At 34.8% G+C, this 18547-nt stretch carries 12 protein-coding genes and 1 tRNA gene; 4 read left to right on the forward strand and 9 right to left on the reverse strand.

Annotated elements, in window-relative coordinates; all coding sequences use genetic code 11:
• Nucleotides 1-26 precede the first annotated feature (26 nt).
• Together FQU23_RS02095 and FQU23_RS02100 are read right to left on the reverse strand one after the other, a co-directional pair.
• Nucleotides 27-3077, reverse strand: a complete 3051-nt coding sequence (locus FQU23_RS02095; RefSeq protein WP_147672381.1) for a TAT-variant-translocated molybdopterin oxidoreductase — start codon at nucleotides 3075-3077, stop codon at nucleotides 27-29.
• Between the two features lie 32 nt (nucleotides 3078-3109).
• The gene (locus FQU23_RS02100; RefSeq protein WP_147672382.1) at nucleotides 3110-4429 is read right to left on the reverse strand and encodes a c-type cytochrome; all 1320 of its coding nucleotides are present in this window, start codon (nucleotides 4427-4429) and stop codon (nucleotides 3110-3112) included.
• Between the two features lie 218 nt (nucleotides 4430-4647).
• Here FQU23_RS02100 and FQU23_RS02105 point away from each other — a divergent pair, with 218 nt between their 5' ends.
• A complete protein-coding gene (locus FQU23_RS02105) occupies nucleotides 4648-5037 on the forward strand; it encodes an SPOR domain-containing protein (RefSeq protein ID WP_147672383.1) in 390 nt (129 codons plus the stop codon).
• Nucleotides 5038-6195: 1158 nt separating this feature from the next.
• Here FQU23_RS02105 and FQU23_RS02115 read toward each other — a convergent pair.
• From FQU23_RS02115 to rimP, 4 genes are all read right to left on the reverse strand, one after another.
• Nucleotides 6196-6351, reverse strand: coding sequence for a hypothetical protein (locus FQU23_RS02115; RefSeq protein WP_165425702.1), 156 nt, complete (start codon nucleotides 6349-6351; stop codon nucleotides 6196-6198).
• 143 nt (nucleotides 6352-6494) lie between these two features.
• Nucleotides 6495-9395, reverse strand: a complete 2901-nt coding sequence (gene infB / locus FQU23_RS02120; protein WP_147672385.1) for a translation initiation factor IF-2 — start codon at nucleotides 9393-9395, stop codon at nucleotides 6495-6497.
• 112 nt (nucleotides 9396-9507) lie between these two features.
• Nucleotides 9508-10761 carry a transcription termination factor NusA gene (gene nusA / locus FQU23_RS02125; RefSeq protein ID WP_147672386.1) on the reverse strand — a complete coding sequence of 418 codons (1254 nt, stop codon included), beginning with the start codon at nucleotides 10759-10761 and terminating at the stop codon, nucleotides 9508-9510.
• Between the two features lie 13 nt (nucleotides 10762-10774).
• The gene (rimP, locus tag FQU23_RS02130) at nucleotides 10775-11239 is read right to left on the reverse strand and encodes a ribosome assembly cofactor RimP (RefSeq protein ID WP_132109331.1); all 465 of its coding nucleotides are present in this window, start codon (nucleotides 11237-11239) and stop codon (nucleotides 10775-10777) included.
• 175 nt (nucleotides 11240-11414) lie between these two features.
• Between rimP and FQU23_RS02135 the strand changes: the two genes are divergently transcribed.
• On the forward strand, nucleotides 11415-12239 hold the full coding sequence (locus FQU23_RS02135; RefSeq protein ID WP_147672387.1) for a universal stress protein: 825 nt from the start codon (nucleotides 11415-11417) through the stop codon (nucleotides 12237-12239).
• Between the two features lie 125 nt (nucleotides 12240-12364).
• Here the strand turns inward: FQU23_RS02135 and FQU23_RS02140 are convergent.
• Nucleotides 12365-12435, reverse strand: a tRNA-Gln gene (locus tag FQU23_RS02140).
• A 237-nt stretch (nucleotides 12436-12672) separates the two neighbouring features.
• Here FQU23_RS02140 and FQU23_RS02145 point away from each other — a divergent pair.
• Both FQU23_RS02145 and FQU23_RS02150 read left to right on the forward strand, forming a co-directional pair.
• The gene (locus FQU23_RS02145; protein ID WP_147672388.1) at nucleotides 12673-15984 is read left to right on the forward strand and encodes a DUF2723 domain-containing protein; all 3312 of its coding nucleotides are present in this window, start codon (nucleotides 12673-12675) and stop codon (nucleotides 15982-15984) included.
• A 93-nt stretch (nucleotides 15985-16077) separates the two neighbouring features.
• The gene (locus FQU23_RS02150; RefSeq protein ID WP_147672389.1) at nucleotides 16078-16725 is read left to right on the forward strand and encodes a polysaccharide deacetylase family protein; all 648 of its coding nucleotides are present in this window, start codon (nucleotides 16078-16080) and stop codon (nucleotides 16723-16725) included.
• A 22-nt stretch (nucleotides 16726-16747) separates the two neighbouring features.
• On the opposite strand, the gene FQU23_RS02155 is transcribed toward FQU23_RS02150, so the two are convergent.
• On the reverse strand, nucleotides 16748-17044 hold the full coding sequence (locus FQU23_RS02155; RefSeq protein WP_132108694.1) for a thioredoxin family protein: 297 nt from the start codon (nucleotides 17042-17044) through the stop codon (nucleotides 16748-16750).
• 75 nt (nucleotides 17045-17119) lie between these two features.
• A complete protein-coding gene (locus tag FQU23_RS02160) occupies nucleotides 17120-18355 on the reverse strand; it encodes a metallophosphoesterase (RefSeq protein WP_147672390.1) in 1236 nt (411 codons plus the stop codon).
• Nucleotides 18356-18547: the final 192 nt, after the last annotated feature.

Below are 18547 nucleotides of genomic sequence, written 5' to 3' on the forward strand. Positions count from 1 at the left end.
TGTTTCTTAATTAATAATTTTTTGTACTAAGTATTTCTAACTTTCACGTGATAAATCACATTTGGTTTCGTTCCAACATGCTCTAGTAAATGATACATTCTATCATCTTCTACTAATTTAGTAATTTGACTTGCTTTATCATTAACATCTCCAAAAGTCATTGCTCCGTTAGAACAAGCATTTGAACATGCAGTTTGGAATTCACCATCAACGATTTCTCTTCCTTCTTTTTTAGCATTTAAAATAGTCGCTTGTGTCATTTGAATACACATTGAACATTTTTCCATAACTCCACGAGAACGAACATTCACATCAGGATTTAAAACCATACGTCCTAGATCATCATTCATATGATAATCAAACTCACTGTTTTTGTTATACAAGAACCAGTTAAAACGACGTACTTTATAAGGACAGTTGTTAGCACAATAACGCGTACCAACACATCTGTTATATGCCATATGGTTTTGACCTTGACGGCTATGTGATGTTGCCGCTACAGGACAAACAGTTTCACATGGCGCATGATTACAATGCTGACACATTACCGGCTGGAATGAAACTTGAGGATTATCTCCTGCTTTTTCCATTTCATTGAATGTAGACAATGAACTTGACAAACCAGAAATATTATTTTTTCTTTGGTTATCACCTTCAAATGTACTTTCAGAAGAATAATATCTATCAATACGCAACCAGTGCATATCACGACTTCTTCTTATCTCAGATTTTCCTACTACAGGAACATTGTTCTCAGCATGACAAGCAATAACACAAGCACCACATCCAGTACAAGCATTCAAATCAATAGAAAGATTAAAGTGATGTCCAACCGAACGATCAAAAGAATCCCATAAATCTACTGTAGTAGCTTCTACTTCTTTATGATCTAAGGATACCATAGGAACTGGGTTCCATAACTTAGCATCTTTAGTATTAAAGATTTCCAAAGATGTTTCTTTGATAATATCTCCTCTACCCATTAATGTTTTTTGACCTTGAACGCAAGCAAACTCGTGATCTCCGCCAGCTTTTTCTAATGTAACAGATTGCACATTATTAAAACCTTTATATAAAGAGTAAGCATTAACACCTACTTGCATTTCTTCTTTCAAAGCCGCTTTGCGACCATATCCTAAAGCCAATCCAATTGTCCCTACAGCTTGACCTGGCTGAACAATTACAGGCACGTTTTCTAATTTTAAACCATCAGCCGTAGTGATTGTAGCATAACTTCCGTTAAGACCTCCATTAGCAACAATTTCATTAGACATTGTTAACTCTCTAGCATCTGCGCTTGAAACAGTAACATAATTATCCCAAGAAACTCTTGTGATAGGATCTGGAAACTCTTGCAACCAAGGATTATTTGCTTGCTGTCCATCACCCATTCCTGTTTTAGTATACAATACTAATTCAAAACCTGGAACAGCTTTTGAACTAGCTAATGCACTTGCAGCTCCACTATAATCAGCAGTACCACCAGCGATAGACTGAGGAGCACCAACATAAACTCCATCATGCAATATTTTATTCCAAGAAGAACCTGAAACTATCGAAGCTGAATTTGATTTGATATAATCGTAATAAGTCCCTGACAAACCATTTAAAGACATTAAAACATCTTGAAATTGTTTTGTATCAAACAATGGACGAATTGTAGGTTGAGTTAAACTATAAGTCCCCTTAGTAAGACTCAAATCTCCCCAAGCCTCAAGATAATGAGGAACCGGAGCAGCAATACTACTAACTAGAGCCGTTTCATCTTCTTTTAAAGATAAAGAAACAGAAGTAGTCACTTTTTTAAGCCCTTCAACAAAAGATGCTGAATCAGCCAAAGTATAAACAGGATTAACACCACTCATTATTAAAGTATGAACGCTTCCTGCTTTCATATCCTTAACTAACTGAGCTACTTTTTCGTTAGATCCTTTTCTTATTTGTCTTGCACCAGTAGTAGTAAAAGCTTCACTAGCTAAAACTTGATTAATAGCTAAAACTAATAATTGAGCATTTTTATCCTGAATACCAGAAACCAAAACCCCTTTTGAACCAGCTGCTTTTAATTGCTGTGCTGCTTTTGTAACTTCAGCTTTGAAAGCCTCGTCTAAACTTACAGCAACTGCAGAACCAGTTACAATATTATATATATGAACTAATGCTTGTTTTTGATTCGCAGTTGACATCGGTAAACGTCTATCAGCAGCAGCACCAGACAAAGTCATATTTGCTTCTAATTGAAAATGACGCGACATTTTTCCGTTTTTAGGAACTCTGCCTTGCGCATAACCTGAGTCATACCCACCACCTTGCCAATCACCAAGAAAATCTGCACCTACAGAAACTATAAGTGAGGCTTTTGAGAAATCATAATCAACTAAAGCTCTTTCACCGTAAACAGTTTCGAAAGCATCCAAAGCCTCAGAAGAAGAAACCGCATCATAAATGACATGTTTCGCACCTGGATTTGAAGCGATAAATTGACCAATTAATTTTTCAGTCGATGGACTTGCTAAGGTATTAGTCAACAATACTACTTGTCCACCCTTAGCATTAGCCTCAACGATACTTGATTTAATTTTTGAATCTACAGCAGACCAATTTGAATCTTTACCTCCAATTTTCGGCTCTTTCAAACGCATATTATCATACAACGACAAAATCGATGCGTGAATTCTTGCGTTAGCAGTAAATTTCGCTCCTGAAATAGTATTGTTATCTATTTTAATAGGACGCCCTTCGCGAGTTTTAACAAGTAGGTTTGCAAAATCAAAACCATCAAAAACAGAAGTAGCATAATAATCTGCTACCCCAGGAATGATTTGCTCTGGCTGCAATACATAAGGAATCGACTTGTTAACTGGACCTTCACATGCAGCAAGCGTAGCCGCTGCAGTACTAAATCCAACGTACTTTAAAAAGTCACGACGTGATGTTGAAGAAGACATTGCCTCTTTACTTCCTAAAAATTCATCAGTAGGAATTGGTTCAACAAATTCGTTATTTCTAAGCGCCTCAACAATAGAACCGTTTTCTAGTTCTTCAACACTTTTCCAGTATTTTTTGTTTGATGACATTGTATATAAATATTAAAATCTTAATAATTTGATTAATAGTGACATTTACCACACTCTAATCCACCCATTTGCGCTGCAGTCAATTTTTCAACACCGTATTTTTTAGAAAGTTCTTCATGAATTTTAGTATAATATTCATTCCCTTCCATTTTTACATCCGTTTTTCTATGACAATCGATACACCAGCCCATTGTTAATGGAGCAAATTGTTTTTGAAGCTCATAAGTTTCAACTGGACCGTGACATGTTTGACACTCAATTCCAGCAACACTAACGTGCTGAGAGTGGTTAAAATAAACAAAATCAGGTAAATTATGAATACGAACCCATTTTACAGGTTGTGATTTTCCTGTGTATGATTGAGATGATTTATCCCAGCCCACAGCTGCATACAACTTATCAATTTGCTCATCATAGAATGCTTTGCTGTATTCTGGTGTAGCAGTAGTTTCAGCAACTTCAGCTATACTTTTATGACAGTTCATACAAACATTCAAAGAAGGAATTCCCGCATTCTTACTAACTCTAGCAGCAGAGTGACAGTACTTACAGTTAATCTCGTTATCACCAGCGTGAATTTTATGAGAAAAATGTATTGGCTGAATAGGCTCATAATTTTGATCGACCCCCACTTGCATTAAGAAGCCATAAACAAAATAGGCACTAACTAGCAATAAAAGAACAGATGAAACCAATACTAAAAATTGACTCTGAGCAAATGCTTTCCAAATTGGAGTAGTCTTAGCTTTAGGCTCAATTACGATACCGTTTGCTTTAGCAACTTTTCGTAAAACATTGTTTACCAACACCAACATAACAACCAACATTGCCATAACTAGAGCAAGAGCTCCTAATATCACAGTATCAGATATCCCACTTTGATTAGATTCGCCTGCAACAACAGCACCTGCAACGGCAGCTGGAGCCTCTTCTTTCTTTTCAGAAGTATAAGCTATGATATCATCTATGTTAGATTCAGATAACGCAGGAAAAGCAGTCATAGGAACTTTATTGTTCTCTTCAAAAACTTTTACAGCAGCTTTATCTCCAGATTTTATAAGTGCAGCACTATTCTGAACCCACTTATACATCCAAGGCATATCGTGTTTTTCAGCAATACCTCTAAGAGCAGGGCCAGTTGATTTAGCATCAAGCTTATGACACGCAGCACAATTAGAATTAAAAAGTTCTTTACCCTTTACCGGGTCACCACCTAAAGCAGCTACTGGAGCTTCAGTTGCGTCAGCTGGAGCAGCATCTTGCGCAAATGAAGTTAAGGAAAACGTAAGCATTAAAGCTAAGCTTACAAATAGTTTCCTTGAGTTCGAATTATGGTTACCCACCTTTTTCATAAAATATAATGATTATCTAATAAAAATTGGCACAGTTTTCTCTATAAACACTTATATAAAAAACAGTCCCTTTATTTTAAACTTCGACAAAAATACGACTTATGAACTATTCTCAAAACCTTAAAATAGTCTTAATTCTAATTTATAACTGTTCTAAATAATAATTATGTTTTACATTCATTCATTAAATACTATTTTTGCTTAAAAACCACTACGTTATGAGAATTTCAATAATAAAAAACATCTTTTTTTACTCCATTTTACTGAGCATTTTATCTACTAATGCGAAAGCCCAGGATCGAAACCTGACAGTTAGCCAAGATTCAAAATTCGAACAATTATTAAATGAAAAAAGAAAAATAAACCCCTCACTAACTGTAAATGAGCGCTATAAAATTCAAGTTTTTAGTGGCGATAGTGACAAAGCAAAAAAGACTTTAAATGATTGCAAACAGAATTTTTCAGATTTAGATGGCACTATTGTTTTCAATACTCCAAATTACAAAGTTTGGGTTGGTAATTTCAGAACTCGAATTGAAGCGGAACGCAATTTAATAGAAATTCGTAGAAAGTACGAAAATGCTTATCTGATAAAACCTCAAAAATAAATATTGAAGTCGACTATCTTCTTTAATAAGTATTCAACTACACTGAATTACAAGTAACCATTCGCCGCGACGAATGGTTTCTTGTTTTAATTGGTTTACAATGCCTTTGTTTGTGGATACAGATGGCAAATCTGCGCTATCGTTTTCAACAAATCGGAGCCATCTGGTTATGGTAATAAAATCGTAAAGCCACTCCGTTTTGAAGTGGCTTTTTTTTTCGATATATTTAATTCTCACTACGACATTACTACAAATAGTTGATTATATGTAAATATTATAAAAACAACTAGACACCAAAAAATCTAATTTGCTAATGCTTCATAAAAGAATTGCGTCAGTAGAATTATGTATTTACAACATCTACTTCCTTAAAAAACAATTAACTTTTGGAAAATCATCTTTAACTAAATGTGATATAACGCATTCTAAACCAACTTCCAGATACGACTCAACTTTATTCTTGTCGTTTTTACTTATATTTTTCAATGAATTAACAAACTGTTGTTCCCCAATTTTGACTAGCAAACTTACTAATAGCTCTCCATGTACATAACCAACCGAGTTCTCGAAGTGCAGTAAACATAATATTCTGATAGATATATTGTCATTGTTAAAACTTTTCTCTACTAGTTTACAGTAATTAACTCCTTGTTTTCTACTTTAGGTATTAATAATGAAACTATTTCTACTCCATTAATGTTACATTTGTTCTCGCATTAAACGCTGCAAAGGCAGATAATCACGATACTTAAAAACCATATCAAACTATTCATCCTTCTATTTTTCTTTAATTATAACTTCACCTATGACAGGTTAATATGCCGAAGTTTGCTAGCCAATAAAATGGATTCCATCCTTGACTACCTCTCTTCTCTGGTACAGTTTCTGTAGTAGTTGAATTCAAAATATTTGTTATAATACTCCACTCTTGAATTCTATCTTCCTTGAATACATTAGACATAACACATCCCCAACTTTCTGTCCCTACATGAAATCTAAATCCGTCTCTATAGCTAACGTCAGCTTTATCATTATAAGGCTTAAAATCTTGCTTAACAAGCCTAAACCAACTATTACGTTTTTATCAGCATTACTACCGAGAATATCATACGTCCCATTTGGAATTGGTTGCTGTTGCGATCTCTCGGGGGCCATGTTCTACAACACCATCGGACGATTTATTAATAACATCTCAGCTTCTAAGTCTTCCAATTCTCTTGCTCCTATGACCCTGTTTTCAGAAAAATTATAAGGTGATTGATAAGCATATTTTTCTGCTAATGGGTCAATAGAAATAAATTGCCCAATTGCCATATCATAATTTCTATACTTAAAGCTATCCCAGTTCAATCCTAGCTCGTCATGACGGTCTTGCCCTTGGCATTTATACTTGTAAATTTATAGCAAAAAAAATCCCGACGAATCGGGATTTTTATATTTATATAAGTAATTAAATTTTATTTCAATTTCTTTTTGATTGCAACTTCATGGTATGCTTCGATAACATCTCTTTCTTCAATGTCATTGAATCCTTTAATTTGAATACCACAGTCATAACCTTTAGCTACTTCTTTAACATCATCCTTAAATCGTTTCAAAGCACTTAGCTCACCAGCGTGAACTACAACACCGTCACGAATAATTCTGATCTTAGCGTTTCTAGCTATTTTACCATCCATAACCATACAACCTGCAATAGATCCTACTTTAGAAATTTTGAATATCTCTCTAATTTCGGCAGTACCTAGTACTTCCTCTTTCATCTCTGGAGCAAGCATTCCTTCCATTGCATCTTTCAAGTCATCGATTGCTGCATAGATAATAGAATAGTAACGGATATCGATCTCTTCTTTATCAGCAAGCTGTCTTGCGTTTCCAGCAGGACGAACGTTAAATCCGATAATGATTGCATCTGAAGCAGAAGCCAACATAACGTCAGTTTCAGTAATCGCTCCAACACCTTTATGTATAATGTTAATTTGAATTTCTTCAGTAGATAATTTAGAGAATGAATCAGATAGTGCTTCAACAGAACCATCAACGTCTCCTTTAAGGATAACGTTTAATTCTTTAAACTGACCTAATGCGATTCTACGTCCAATTTCATCTAATGTAATATGACGTTGTGTACGAACTGATTGCTCACGCATCAACTGAGAACGTTTAGATGCAATTTGTTTCGCTTCTTTTTCTTCTTCGAAAATATTAAACTTGTCACCAGCTGTCGCTGCCCCATCAAGACCTAAAACTGATACTGGAGTGGAAGGACCTGCTGAAGTAACAATATTACCTCTCTCATCATGCATGGCTTTAATTTTACCATGATGCTTACCAGCTAACATATAATCTCCCACTTTAAGAGTACCATGTTGTACTAATATCGTAGAAACATATCCTTTCCCTTTATCAAGGAAGGCTTCAACTACTGTTCCTTGCGCTTCTTTATTAGGATTAGATTTTAAATCTAAAACTTCAGCTTCAAGTAAAACTTTTTCTAATAATTCTTTTACACCTGTACCTACTTTTGCAGAGATATCATGAGATTGGAATTTACCACCCCAGTCTTCTACAAGTAAATTCATACCTGCTAATTTCTCTTTAATTTTTTCAGGGTTTGAATTTGGCTTATCTACCTTATTGATAGCAAATATAATTGGCACACCTGCTGCTTGAGCATGGCTTATTGCTTCTTTTGTTTGTGGCATGATATCATCATCCGCAGCAATTACAATAATAGCAATGTCTGTTACTTGAGCACCACGTGCACGCATCGCGGTAAACGCCTCGTGACCCGGTGTATCTAAGAAAGCAATTTTTTGACCATTATCTAAAGTTACTCCGTATGCACCAATATGTTGTGTAATTCCTCCAGACTCACCAGCGATAACATTTTCTTTACGGATATAATCCAGTAACGATGTTTTACCGTGATCTACGTGACCCATTACAGTAACAATAGGAGCTCTAAAAACTAAATCTTCTTCTCTATCTTCAACGACCGTAATCGCGTCTTCGATATCAACAGTGATAAATTCAACTTCATAACCAAACTCATCAGCTACAATTGTTAAAGTTTCTGCATCAAGACGTTGATTCATGGTAACCATGATTCCAAGAGACATACAAGTACCAATTACTTTAGTAATAGGCACATCCATCATGATTGCAATTTCACCAACAGTAACAAATTCAGTCACCTTAATAGTCTTACTTCCTTCGTCTATTGCTCTTTGCTCTTCATCAGATTTCTGACGGTGCGTATCTCTTTTATCTCTTCTGTATTTAGCCGCTTTAGATTTCCCTCCTTTTTTACCTTGAAGTTTTTCTAAAGTTTCACGAATTTGGTTTTTTACTTCCTCTTCAGTAGGCTCTACTTTTGCAACAATCGCAGGCCTGTTTCCTCTTACAAATCCAGGTCTTGAACTTCTGTTCGCATTAAAACCAGCACCACCAACATTTGGCGTAATCTTATTAGGATTTGGTGCACCAGGAACTCCAGGAGGTCTAGGCGTGCCCGGTTTAGGAGCAATTCTTTTGCGTTTATTTTTATTAGCTGCTCCAGCAGCACCAACAGCACCAGGCTTATTTGGAGTGATTTTTGGCTCTTCTTTCTTCTTTTTCGGTTTATTGAACTGAGACAAATCAATAGTTTGTCCTGTTAATTTTGTCCCCGATAATTTCTGATATTGAGTTGTAATAGCTTCCTCAACCGGAGCTTCGTCCGTTTTAGGAGCCGCTTTTTGTTCAGCAACAACAACTTTTTTATCTTCTTTTACCGGTTCCTTAGCCACTTCTTTTGCTGGTTCTTTAGTTTCGACAACAGGTTTTACCTCTTTTTTGTCTGCAACAACTTTTTCTTGAACCACTTCTTTTTCAACTGGTTTTTCTGTCGAAGTCTTAGCTTTAGGTGCTTCCGATTTTTCGGCAACAACAGGAGGAGCCGGAGGAGTTGGCGTAACTGGCGCTGGAACAGCTGCAGCAGCTTTTTTAGGATTTAGATCGATTTTCCCTACTTGAACAGGTCCCGCTATAACAGCTCTCGCTTTTACAACTTCTTGTTGTTGTTTAAGAATTGCTTCGTCGTGTTTGCGTTTCTCTTCGATTTCTTTCTCTCTCTCAACACGTAAAGCCTCTTTCTCTTTCCTTTTCTCTTCTCCTACTTCTTTTGAAGCCTCTTTTTTACCTCTGTCACCCGCAAATTGACCGCACAAGACATTGTATACATCATCAGAAATTTTTGTGTTTGGATTTGCTTCAATAGCAATTCCTTTATCTTTTAGATAATCCACAGCTCTTTCCAAAGAAATATTCAATTCCCTTAAAACTTTGTTTATTCTAATAATTCTCTCTTCAGACATAAAACCTTTTTATTATTACCTTTTTTGTTATTCCTCGCTTTACTTCCAACTCGACATCTACCAAGTAAGAATCATTTGTAAAGCGGCATGTTTATCGTTGAAGATCTATTGACTAACTGTCAAATTCTTCTTTCAATATTCTCATTACATCTAGAATTGTTTCCTCTTCTAGATCTGTTCGTCTTACTAAATCCTCCACTTCTTGCTTTAAGATACTTTTTGCTGTATCCAAACCAATTTTTGCAAATTCTTCAATAACCCAGCTTTCGATTTCATCTGAAAATTCTGTTAATTCAACATCATCTTCATCAGCAGTTGCACCAGCAACATCGCCTTCACGTATAACATCTAACTCATAACCAGTCAAAAGACCCGCTAATCTAATGTTGTGTCCACCTCTACCAATCGCTTTTGAAACCTCTTCTAGTTTCAAGAAAACCTCTGCTCTTTTAGTCTCTTCATTTATCTTAATAGATGATACTTTTGCAGGGCTTAAAGCTCTTGTAATATATAATTGAATGTTACTCGTATAATTAATAACATCTATATTTTCATTTCCTAATTCACGAACAATTCCATGAATACGTGATCCTTTCATACCTACACAGGCACCAACCGGATCAATTCTATCGTCGTAAGTCTCTACAGCTACTTTTGCTTTTTCGCCTGGAATCCTCACCACATTTTTAACCATAATTAAACCGTCAAAAACTTCAGGAATTTCTTGTTCAAACAATTTCTCTAAAAACTTCTCTGAAGTTCTAGACATAATAATTTGAGGCTTATTCCCTTTTAATTCAACGCTTTCAATAATTCCACGCACATTATCTCCTTTACGGAAAAAATCAGATGGAATTTGTTTCTCTTTTGGCAAAACAATTTCATTCCCTTCGTCATCTACTAAAATAACAACTCTAGGCCTTACATGATGCACTTCGGCAGTATAAATCTCCCCAGTTAAATCTTTAAATTGCTTGTAAAGATTTGTATTGTCATGTTCGTGGATTTTCGAAATTAGATTCTGACGTAAAGCCAAAATTGCTCTTCTTCCTAAATCTATCAATTTCACTTCTTCAGAAACCTCTTCACCAATTTCAAAGTCAGCTTCGATTTTTCTAGCTTCTGTTAACGTAATTTCTTCGTTTTCAAAATCTAAATCTTCGTCTGCAACAATAACTCTTCGTCTCCAAATTTCCATATCTCCTTTATCAGGATTTATTATAATATCGAAATTATCGTCTGAACCATATTTTTTCTTCAATGCATTTCTAAATACATCTTCTAAAATGGCCATAAGCGTTACACGATCAATAAGTTTATCATCTTTAAACTCTGAGAATGAATCGATTAATGCTAAGTTTTCCATGCGAATTCTTTAATTAAAATGTTACTGTAACAATTGCTTCTTTTATATCTGCGTAAGGAATCTGTAGCGTCTTTTCAACAGTCTCTTTCCCCTTACCTATCTTTTTAGGCTCTCTTGCTTTCCACGACAAAATTACAAAATCATCATTAGCTTCCACTAACTCCGCTTCAATATTTTCTGTATTAGTTTTCACAATCAACGTTCTACCTATATTTTTCTTGTATTGTCTGATTTTCTTCAACGGCGAAGAAACCCCTGCTGAGGCCACTTCCATTGAATAATCTTGCTCTTCCCTATCTAAACTTGCGTCTATTGAACGACTGATATCAATACAGTCCTGCAATACCACACCATTATCATCGTCTAAAGTTATAATAACTTTAAAAGCATCAGTGATGGTAAGGTCTATCAAGAAAAGCGATGGCTTTTCTGCAAGAGCTTCAGTCAACAATAAATTTACTTTTTCTTTAAATGTCATATTTTTTATAAAAAGAGGGGACATTTAGTCCCCTCATTATCTAGATTTTAATAAATAACGGTGCAAATATAGTGTTTTTTTTATAATTTAAATTGATTGCGCGCCGTAAAAATAATTCTTATCTTTATGCATGGCAGAAAATAACGAATTTTCCCATAATTTAATCTATCTAATTATGAAACGAATTTTAGTTCCAACGGATTTTTCAGAGCATGCCGAAAACGCATTGAAGGTCGCCGCACAAATTGCAATAAAAAACAATTCCGAAATATTCCTGCTCCATTTATTAGAAATCCCTACCCAATTGAACGATGCCATAACTGGAGCCGCAAGCATTCCTGAAGTCATGTTATTCATGAAAAAAGCAAAAGAAGCACTCCGAAAATTAAAAGAAAAAGACTATCTAAAAAACATTCAAGTAACTGAAAAACTACGGTTTGAAAGAGCGTTTGACGGAATCTTATCTTGCAGTAATGAAAACGAAATTGACTTAATCGTTATGGGATCACACGGTATCTCTGGAATAGAAGAAGTGCTAATCGGATCTAATACCGAAAAAGTAGTTCGACTATCAGATGCTCCCGTTTTAGTAATTAAAAAAGGCACCAAGGAGTTAAAAGGTACAAATTTTGTTTTCGCATCCGACTTTTCGAAAGAAATAAAAAAACCATTTAAGAAAATGATTGAGTTCAGCAAAATATTTGACGCAAAATTAAACTTAGTAATGATTTGCTCTCCCAATAGCTTTAAACCAACCGCTCTTTCTGAAAAAATAATGAATGATTTCATAACTGAATACAATATCACTAACTATTCCACACATATTTATAATGATGTCAATATCGAACAAGGAATTATTAATTTCTCTAATTCAGTCAATGCTAATTTAATAGGACTATGCACCCACGGAAGAACCGGTTTAGCCCATTTCTTCACTGGAAGTATTAGTGAAGATTTAGTGAATCACGCAGTAAGACCGGTAATCACTTTTAAAATATAAAATAATAATTATATAATTCTGGAATTTTCAAATTACGCTTATCTAAAAATCGAATTTTACGATTACTATTTTTTTAAAAAAAAATTTATTCCAAAAAAAAAGCCTCTCCAATTGAGAGGCTTTTGTTGGTCTACAAGGACTCGAACCTTGAACGACTGCACCAAAAACAGTTGTGTTACCATTACACCATAGACCATCAGTGTTGCTTAGCGAGTGCAAATTTATAATTAAATTCAGGTTGCGCAAACTTTTTTTGAACTTTTTTTGAAAAATTTTTCGATTTAAATTAAACATTTCCAAGCAGGCGTCGAAAAACACTTGTAATCAACAGATTACCAAAACGAATACTTTGACAGAAATTTTCGATATTCTTTCTTCCCTTAACTAAAAAAACATTTTCTTTGTAGATCAAAGTATAACTAAAATTCAATACATGAATAAGGCGGCATTTAATTTCAATAAATGGAATACGATTATAGGTTGGTTTACATTTCTAATCGCATTAATAACTTATACACTTACAGTTGAACCCACAATGAGCTTTTGGGATTGTGGAGAATATATCGCTACTGCTGCAAAACTTCAAGTAGGCCACCCGCCAGGAGCGCCATTGTTTCAAATGATTGGTGCCTTTTTTGCCATGTTTGCTTCCAATGACGAAAATATCGCCTTAATGGTAAATATGACCTCTGTCGTTTCAAGCGCCTTTACTATTTTATTGATGTTTTGGTCTTCTTCAATGATTTTGAAAAAATTAATTTCAAGAATTGCAGAACCAAATTTAAAAGAAGAGGACGCCAATCAAATAAACAAAAGCAATGCTATTGTAATTCTAGGAAGTTCTTTTGTTGGCGCTTTAGCTTATACCTATTCAGATAGCTTTTGGTACAATGCTGTAGAAGCCGAAGTATATGCAATGGCCTCCTTATTCATTGCCTTACTTTTCTGGTTAGGATTACGCTGGGAACAAGACATGGATACACCTAGAGGAAATCGATGGTTATTACTTATCTCGCTAGTTATAGGACTCTCGTTTGGAGTTCACTTTATGGCTCTATTAACGATTCCTTCAATAGGATTATTATACTTTTTTAAGCATTACAAAACTGTTACTGTCAAAAACTTCATCATTGCTAATGTTGTAGTAATTTCAATTTTATTGTTTATTTTCAAATTACTATTGCCGTTAACCATGACTTTCTTTGCAAGCACAGAGGTTTTTACAGTTAATAGCTTAGGAATGCCGTTTGACTCAGGAACTATTCTAGTTACCATACTACTAGCAGCTGCCTTTTACTTTGGATTAAAATATACTAACAACAAAGGACTAGTAACTTACAACACCTTAATTCTATGTGTTTTATTCGTTTTAATTGGGTTTTCAACTTGGACAATGTTACCTATTCGTGCTAATGCCAATGTGATTATCAACGAAAACAAACCTTCAGATGCGCGTGAGGTTCTAGCTTATTACAATAGAGAACAATATGGTTCTAATGCTTTGTTTTATGGCGCTCAATATACTGAAGTTTTTGCAGGCTTAGACAAAGACAAACCTTATCTTGACAAAGCTCCGAACTACGAAAGAAACTACACAACTGGGAAATATGAGATTGTAAACAATTTCAAAAATGCCTTACAAAATAGTGACGACAATCATAAAACTATTTTACCTAGAATGTGGAGTACGGATCATATAGCAAATTATATGAACTTTACCAATGCACCTCATTTTAAGCTAAATCCAAATTATCCTTACGAGGATGACTTAGCAAAATACGGAATCGATGTAAACACGCTATCCGAAGAAGACTACCACAAAGCTATTGCTCAGTTAAAAAATGAGATTCAGAAAACAATATCAGAGTTTAGAACTGCATACAATCAAAAACAAATCGATAATGATGGCTATGTAAAATTCCTAAAAAGTTACGGTGAATATCTTATTATAGACAAACCTACAACGATAGACAATTTAAGCTATATGTTCGAATACCAGTTCGGATATATGTACTGGAGGTATTTGATGTGGAACTTTGTAGGTCGTCAAAATGACATACAAGGAAGATACGACAATCAAAACGGGAACTGGATTAGTGGAATAAAAGTCTTAGATGAATTACATGTGGGTTCACAAGACAATTTACCTCAAGACGCACTTAAAAACAAAGGGCGAAACACCTATTATTTCCTACCATTCATTCTAGGCCTTATTGGACTTATGTTTCACGCCACGAAAGATCGCAAAAGTTTTTATGTATTATTGACGCTATTCTTATTCACCGGTATTGCCTTAAAAATATATCTGAATGAACGACCTTTTGAACCTAGAGAAAGAGATTATGCTTTAGTTGGTTCATTTTATATCTTTGCTATATGGATCGGATTTGGAGTATATGCACTTTACGATAGTCTTAAAAAACATCTAGCACCAAAAATAGCAGGCCCAATACTTATTGCAGCAAGTTTATTAGCCGCTCCAGTACTGATGGCGTCCCAAAACTGGGATGACCATGACCGTTCTGGAAAATACACAGCAACTGCAATGGCAAAAGCCTACCTTAGCTCTTGTGATCCTAACGGAATTCTATTCACAATAGGCGACAACGACACCTTCCCATTATGGTATGCACAAGAAATCGAGCATGTAAGAACCGATGTCAAGATCGTAAACACAAGTCTTTTTATGACCGATTGGTACATCGACCAAATGAAAACGAAGACATACGAATCTGATCCGTTACCTATTTCTTTTACTCATGATCAATACGTGGGTGACAAACTGGACTATGTGGTACATATTCCAAAAACGGAAAGCAGATGGGATATCAAAGATTTCATGGAGTTCATTAAAAATCCAAAATCTACTGTTCAAATGCAGAATGGACAGACGATTCACTTCTATCCAACAAATAAGATTAGAGTTCCTGTCGATAAGGAGGCAATCATAAAAAACAAAGTTGTAGCTCCACAATACTATGATTCTATCGTTCCTTACATTGACATCGACATTAAAGGAAACGCTTTGTATAAAAACCGTCTAATGATGCTGGATATCGTAGCTAACAACAACTGGAAAAGACCTATTTTCTTTAGCCCTGGTGCTTTTGACGATGAAGATTACCTATGGATGAAGGACTTCCTTCAACTTGACGGAATGGTTTATAAATTAGTTCCTGTACGAACGGCGATTCAAAAAGATGGTAGCCCTTTAGACATGGGCCAAATTGATTCGGAAAAAATGTACACCAATGTCATGAAATGGGAATGGGGAAATAGTGATAGCGACAAGATCTACCATGATCCAGAAACAAGAAGAGAGAGCATCACTTATAGAACAAATCTAGCCCGCTTGATGGATCAATTGATTCTTGAGAAAAAATTTGACAAAGCTAAAAAAATTATTGAACTAGCTTTAACCAAAATGCCGTTAGATAAATTTGAATATTACTCCTTAGTAGAACCTTTCACAAAAGGATACTACCAAGTGGGCGAAAAAGCCAAAGCACAACAGCTTCTAGAGAAATTGATAGCAAAGTACAAAGACAATCTAAATTACTACAGCAAGATAAAGTCTTCAGAGCAGTCAAGTTTAGCCATTGATATTATCACAGACCTGGAGCGCTACAGAAGCTTACTGCAGGTAATGAAAGACAATGGAGACATTAATTTCTACAACAAAAACAGAACTGTATTTAATACTTATATCGAAATGTTTGAACGTTTCGGAAGAGAAAAAGAATAAATTAAATACTATTAATTTCCTTAAAGAAAAATGCAGCAAAAAATCTATTTTTTGCTGCATTTTTCTTTAAATTTGAGATAAACAGATACCAAGATGAGCTTTTATTGGATAAAAACGCACTCCTTTATAAAGAAGCTATTCTCCCAATATACATGGGACTATCCTACTACTGCAAAAAAAGTTTACTTGACATTTGATGACGGCCCTACTCCCGAAATCACAGAATGGGTATTGAAACAGCTAGACATTCACAATGCCAAAGCTACTTTTTTTTGTATTGGAAAAAATATTGAAGCATACCCCTTAATTTTCGAAAAAACACTACAAAAAAAGCACACTATAGGAAATCACACTTTCAATCATTTAAACGGCTGGAAAACCACCACAGATGACTATCTTTCTAATATATCACTTTGCAAAAATTCGATTAACAACAACACAATTACACCTAACAGTTCAGTCTCTAAGACCTTCCGACCTCCTTATGGAAAAATCAAATCTACCCAAGCTAGAAAATTAAAGAAAGAAGGCTACGAAATTATTATGTGGGATATTCTAAGCGCTGATTTTGACCAAACAATTACTAAAGAAAAGTGTTTGAAAAATGTAATTTCAAATATAAAACCGGGAAGTATTATTGTATTTCATGACAGTGTAAAGGCATTCAAGAATCTAGAATACACACTGCCAAAAGTCTTGGATTATTTAGATAAAAACGACTTCACATGTGAAGCTATTTAAGATCTGACGTAATATAAAAAAATTAAAGTTGCTCTTGTACTATACCAATAAGTGTATTAGCATCTAACTCACCTGATTGTCTCCAAATCATTTGCCCGTCTTTATAGATCATCAAGGTAGGAAGCCCTTTAATTCTTAAAGCAGCAGCCAATTCCTGATTTTTATCAACATCAATCTTTATGACCTTTGCCTTGTCGCCTAGCGCTGCCGCCACATCTCTAATTACAGGATGCATAGAAACAGATGACTCATTCCAATCTGTGTAGAAATCGATTAACACAGGTACTTGTGCACTTATAAGTTCTCCAAATTTTGACATAAAACCAATGAATTTAATTTTTAAATCTACTTAAAAAAACAGATGTTAATCTACAAATGTAGCATTTTTAACTAATTACACTACATTCTTGCCTTTTTTTAACTCAATAACGGTAATTTCTGGCATGATTCCTACCCTGCCAGGGTATGCGTGAAACCCAAAACCTCTGTTTACGTAAACATATCGTCCTAGATTTTCGTATAAACCAGCCCATTGCGCATAAACATATTGAGCCAAACTCCACTTAAAATATCCAGGGATTTCAATACCAAATTGCATTCCGTGTGTATGTCCTGAGAATGTTAGGTGAAAATTCTTTTCGTGATTTTTAACCTCATAATCCCAATGGCTAGGATCATGACTCATCAAGATTTTAAAATCTTCTTGCTTCACTCCTTCCGAAGCTTTGTTAATATCTCCTGCCTTCTTAAAATTATGTCCCCAATTTTCTACTCCTACCACAGCAATTTTATCTGCACCCTTTTCGACGTAAGTATGCTCATTTAACAGCAGCTTAAAGTCAATATCTCCATACAAATTCTTTATCGCCTGAAAATTATTTTCTTTAGCAGCTGGAGTTGGCCATGCCACATATTCGCCATAATCATGATTCCCTAGAACAGCATACTTCCCATACTCGTGCTTCTTAATCCTATTAAAGGTTTCTATCCAAGGATGCATTTCTTTAGCATCTGTATTAACAATATCACCAGTAAACAGAATCATGTCAGAATTTTGTTCGTTGATCAAATCAATTGCATAATTAATCTTCTCTGGATTATCAAAACTACCACTATGAACATCTGATATTTGCGTAATGGTAAAACCATCAAAAGCATCTGGCAAATCTGGAAAAAAGATGCGCTGTTTTATAACTTTGTAATTGTACCTACCAACGGTTATTCCGTAAATCAAAGACATAAACGGAATTGCCGCTAAGCCTAAACCCAGCTGACTTACAAACTTTCTACGAGATGCCAAAAAACTCGTATTTTGATCGTTATCTATAAAATAAGTTACAACCCCAGCACCCAATCTAAATAAATCTTCGCCAAGCAATACTAGAGTCAATATCAATTTGGGCACATAAACTACCAATACTAAACCCATCGTAAAGAGCGTCTGACTAGTTTGCCCCACAGAACGGTCAAATTGCGTAAAAGAATAAACTATATATAGTAGAACTATTATACTAACAGACTGATAAGAGATTAAAATCCATTTTTCCTTTATTAACGTTCTTAATGCCTGAAACACATAAAGTTCTATTATAAGAAGAAAAAGACATAAAAACAGTATACGAAAAATCATTCTAATTTTTTTTTGTCACAAAATAACAAATTAAGGAAACACTGTGTATAGTAATTAATCAAAATTTAACTAAAACAACCCTAAAAAGATCAAACTACTTCTACCAATAAATCTAATGAATAATACTCTATTTCGAAAAAAAATCTCCAAAGCCCTACTCCATTACAAGGATTATCATCAAAAATTAGAACA

It is taken from the genome of Flavobacterium sp. XN-5 (assembly GCF_008033395.2).
GTDB lineage: Bacteria > Bacteroidota > Bacteroidia > Flavobacteriales > Flavobacteriaceae > Flavobacterium > Flavobacterium hiemivividum.

Coding starts and splice junctions, on each gene's coding strand:
- FQU23_RS02095 (WP_147672381.1), bottom strand. CDS start 3,077: ATGTCATCAAACAAAAAATACTGGAAAAGTGTTGAAGAACTAGAAAAC.
- FQU23_RS02100 (WP_147672382.1), bottom strand. CDS start 4,429: ATGAAAAAGGTGGGTAACCATAATTCGAACTCAAGGAAACTATTTGTA.
- FQU23_RS02105 (WP_147672383.1), top strand. CDS start 4,648: ATGAGAATTTCAATAATAAAAAACATCTTTTTTTACTCCATTTTACTG.
- FQU23_RS02115 (WP_165425702.1), bottom strand. CDS start 6,351: ATGGCAATTGGGCAATTTATTTCTATTGACCCATTAGCAGAAAAATAT.
- infB (WP_147672385.1), bottom strand. CDS start 9,395: ATGTCTGAAGAGAGAATTATTAGAATAAACAAAGTTTTAAGGGAATTG.
- nusA (WP_147672386.1), bottom strand. CDS start 10,761: ATGGAAAACTTAGCATTAATCGATTCATTCTCAGAGTTTAAAGATGAT.
- rimP (WP_132109331.1), bottom strand. CDS start 11,239: ATGACATTTAAAGAAAAAGTAAATTTATTGTTGACTGAAGCTCTTGCA.
- FQU23_RS02135 (WP_147672387.1), top strand. CDS start 11,415: ATGAAACGAATTTTAGTTCCAACGGATTTTTCAGAGCATGCCGAAAAC.
- FQU23_RS02145 (WP_147672388.1), top strand. CDS start 12,673: ATGAATAAGGCGGCATTTAATTTCAATAAATGGAATACGATTATAGGT.
- FQU23_RS02150 (WP_147672389.1), top strand. CDS start 16,078: ATGAGCTTTTATTGGATAAAAACGCACTCCTTTATAAAGAAGCTATTC.
- FQU23_RS02155 (WP_132108694.1), bottom strand. CDS start 17,044: ATGTCAAAATTTGGAGAACTTATAAGTGCACAAGTACCTGTGTTAATC.
- FQU23_RS02160 (WP_147672390.1), bottom strand. CDS start 18,355: ATGATTTTTCGTATACTGTTTTTATGTCTTTTTCTTCTTATAATAGAA.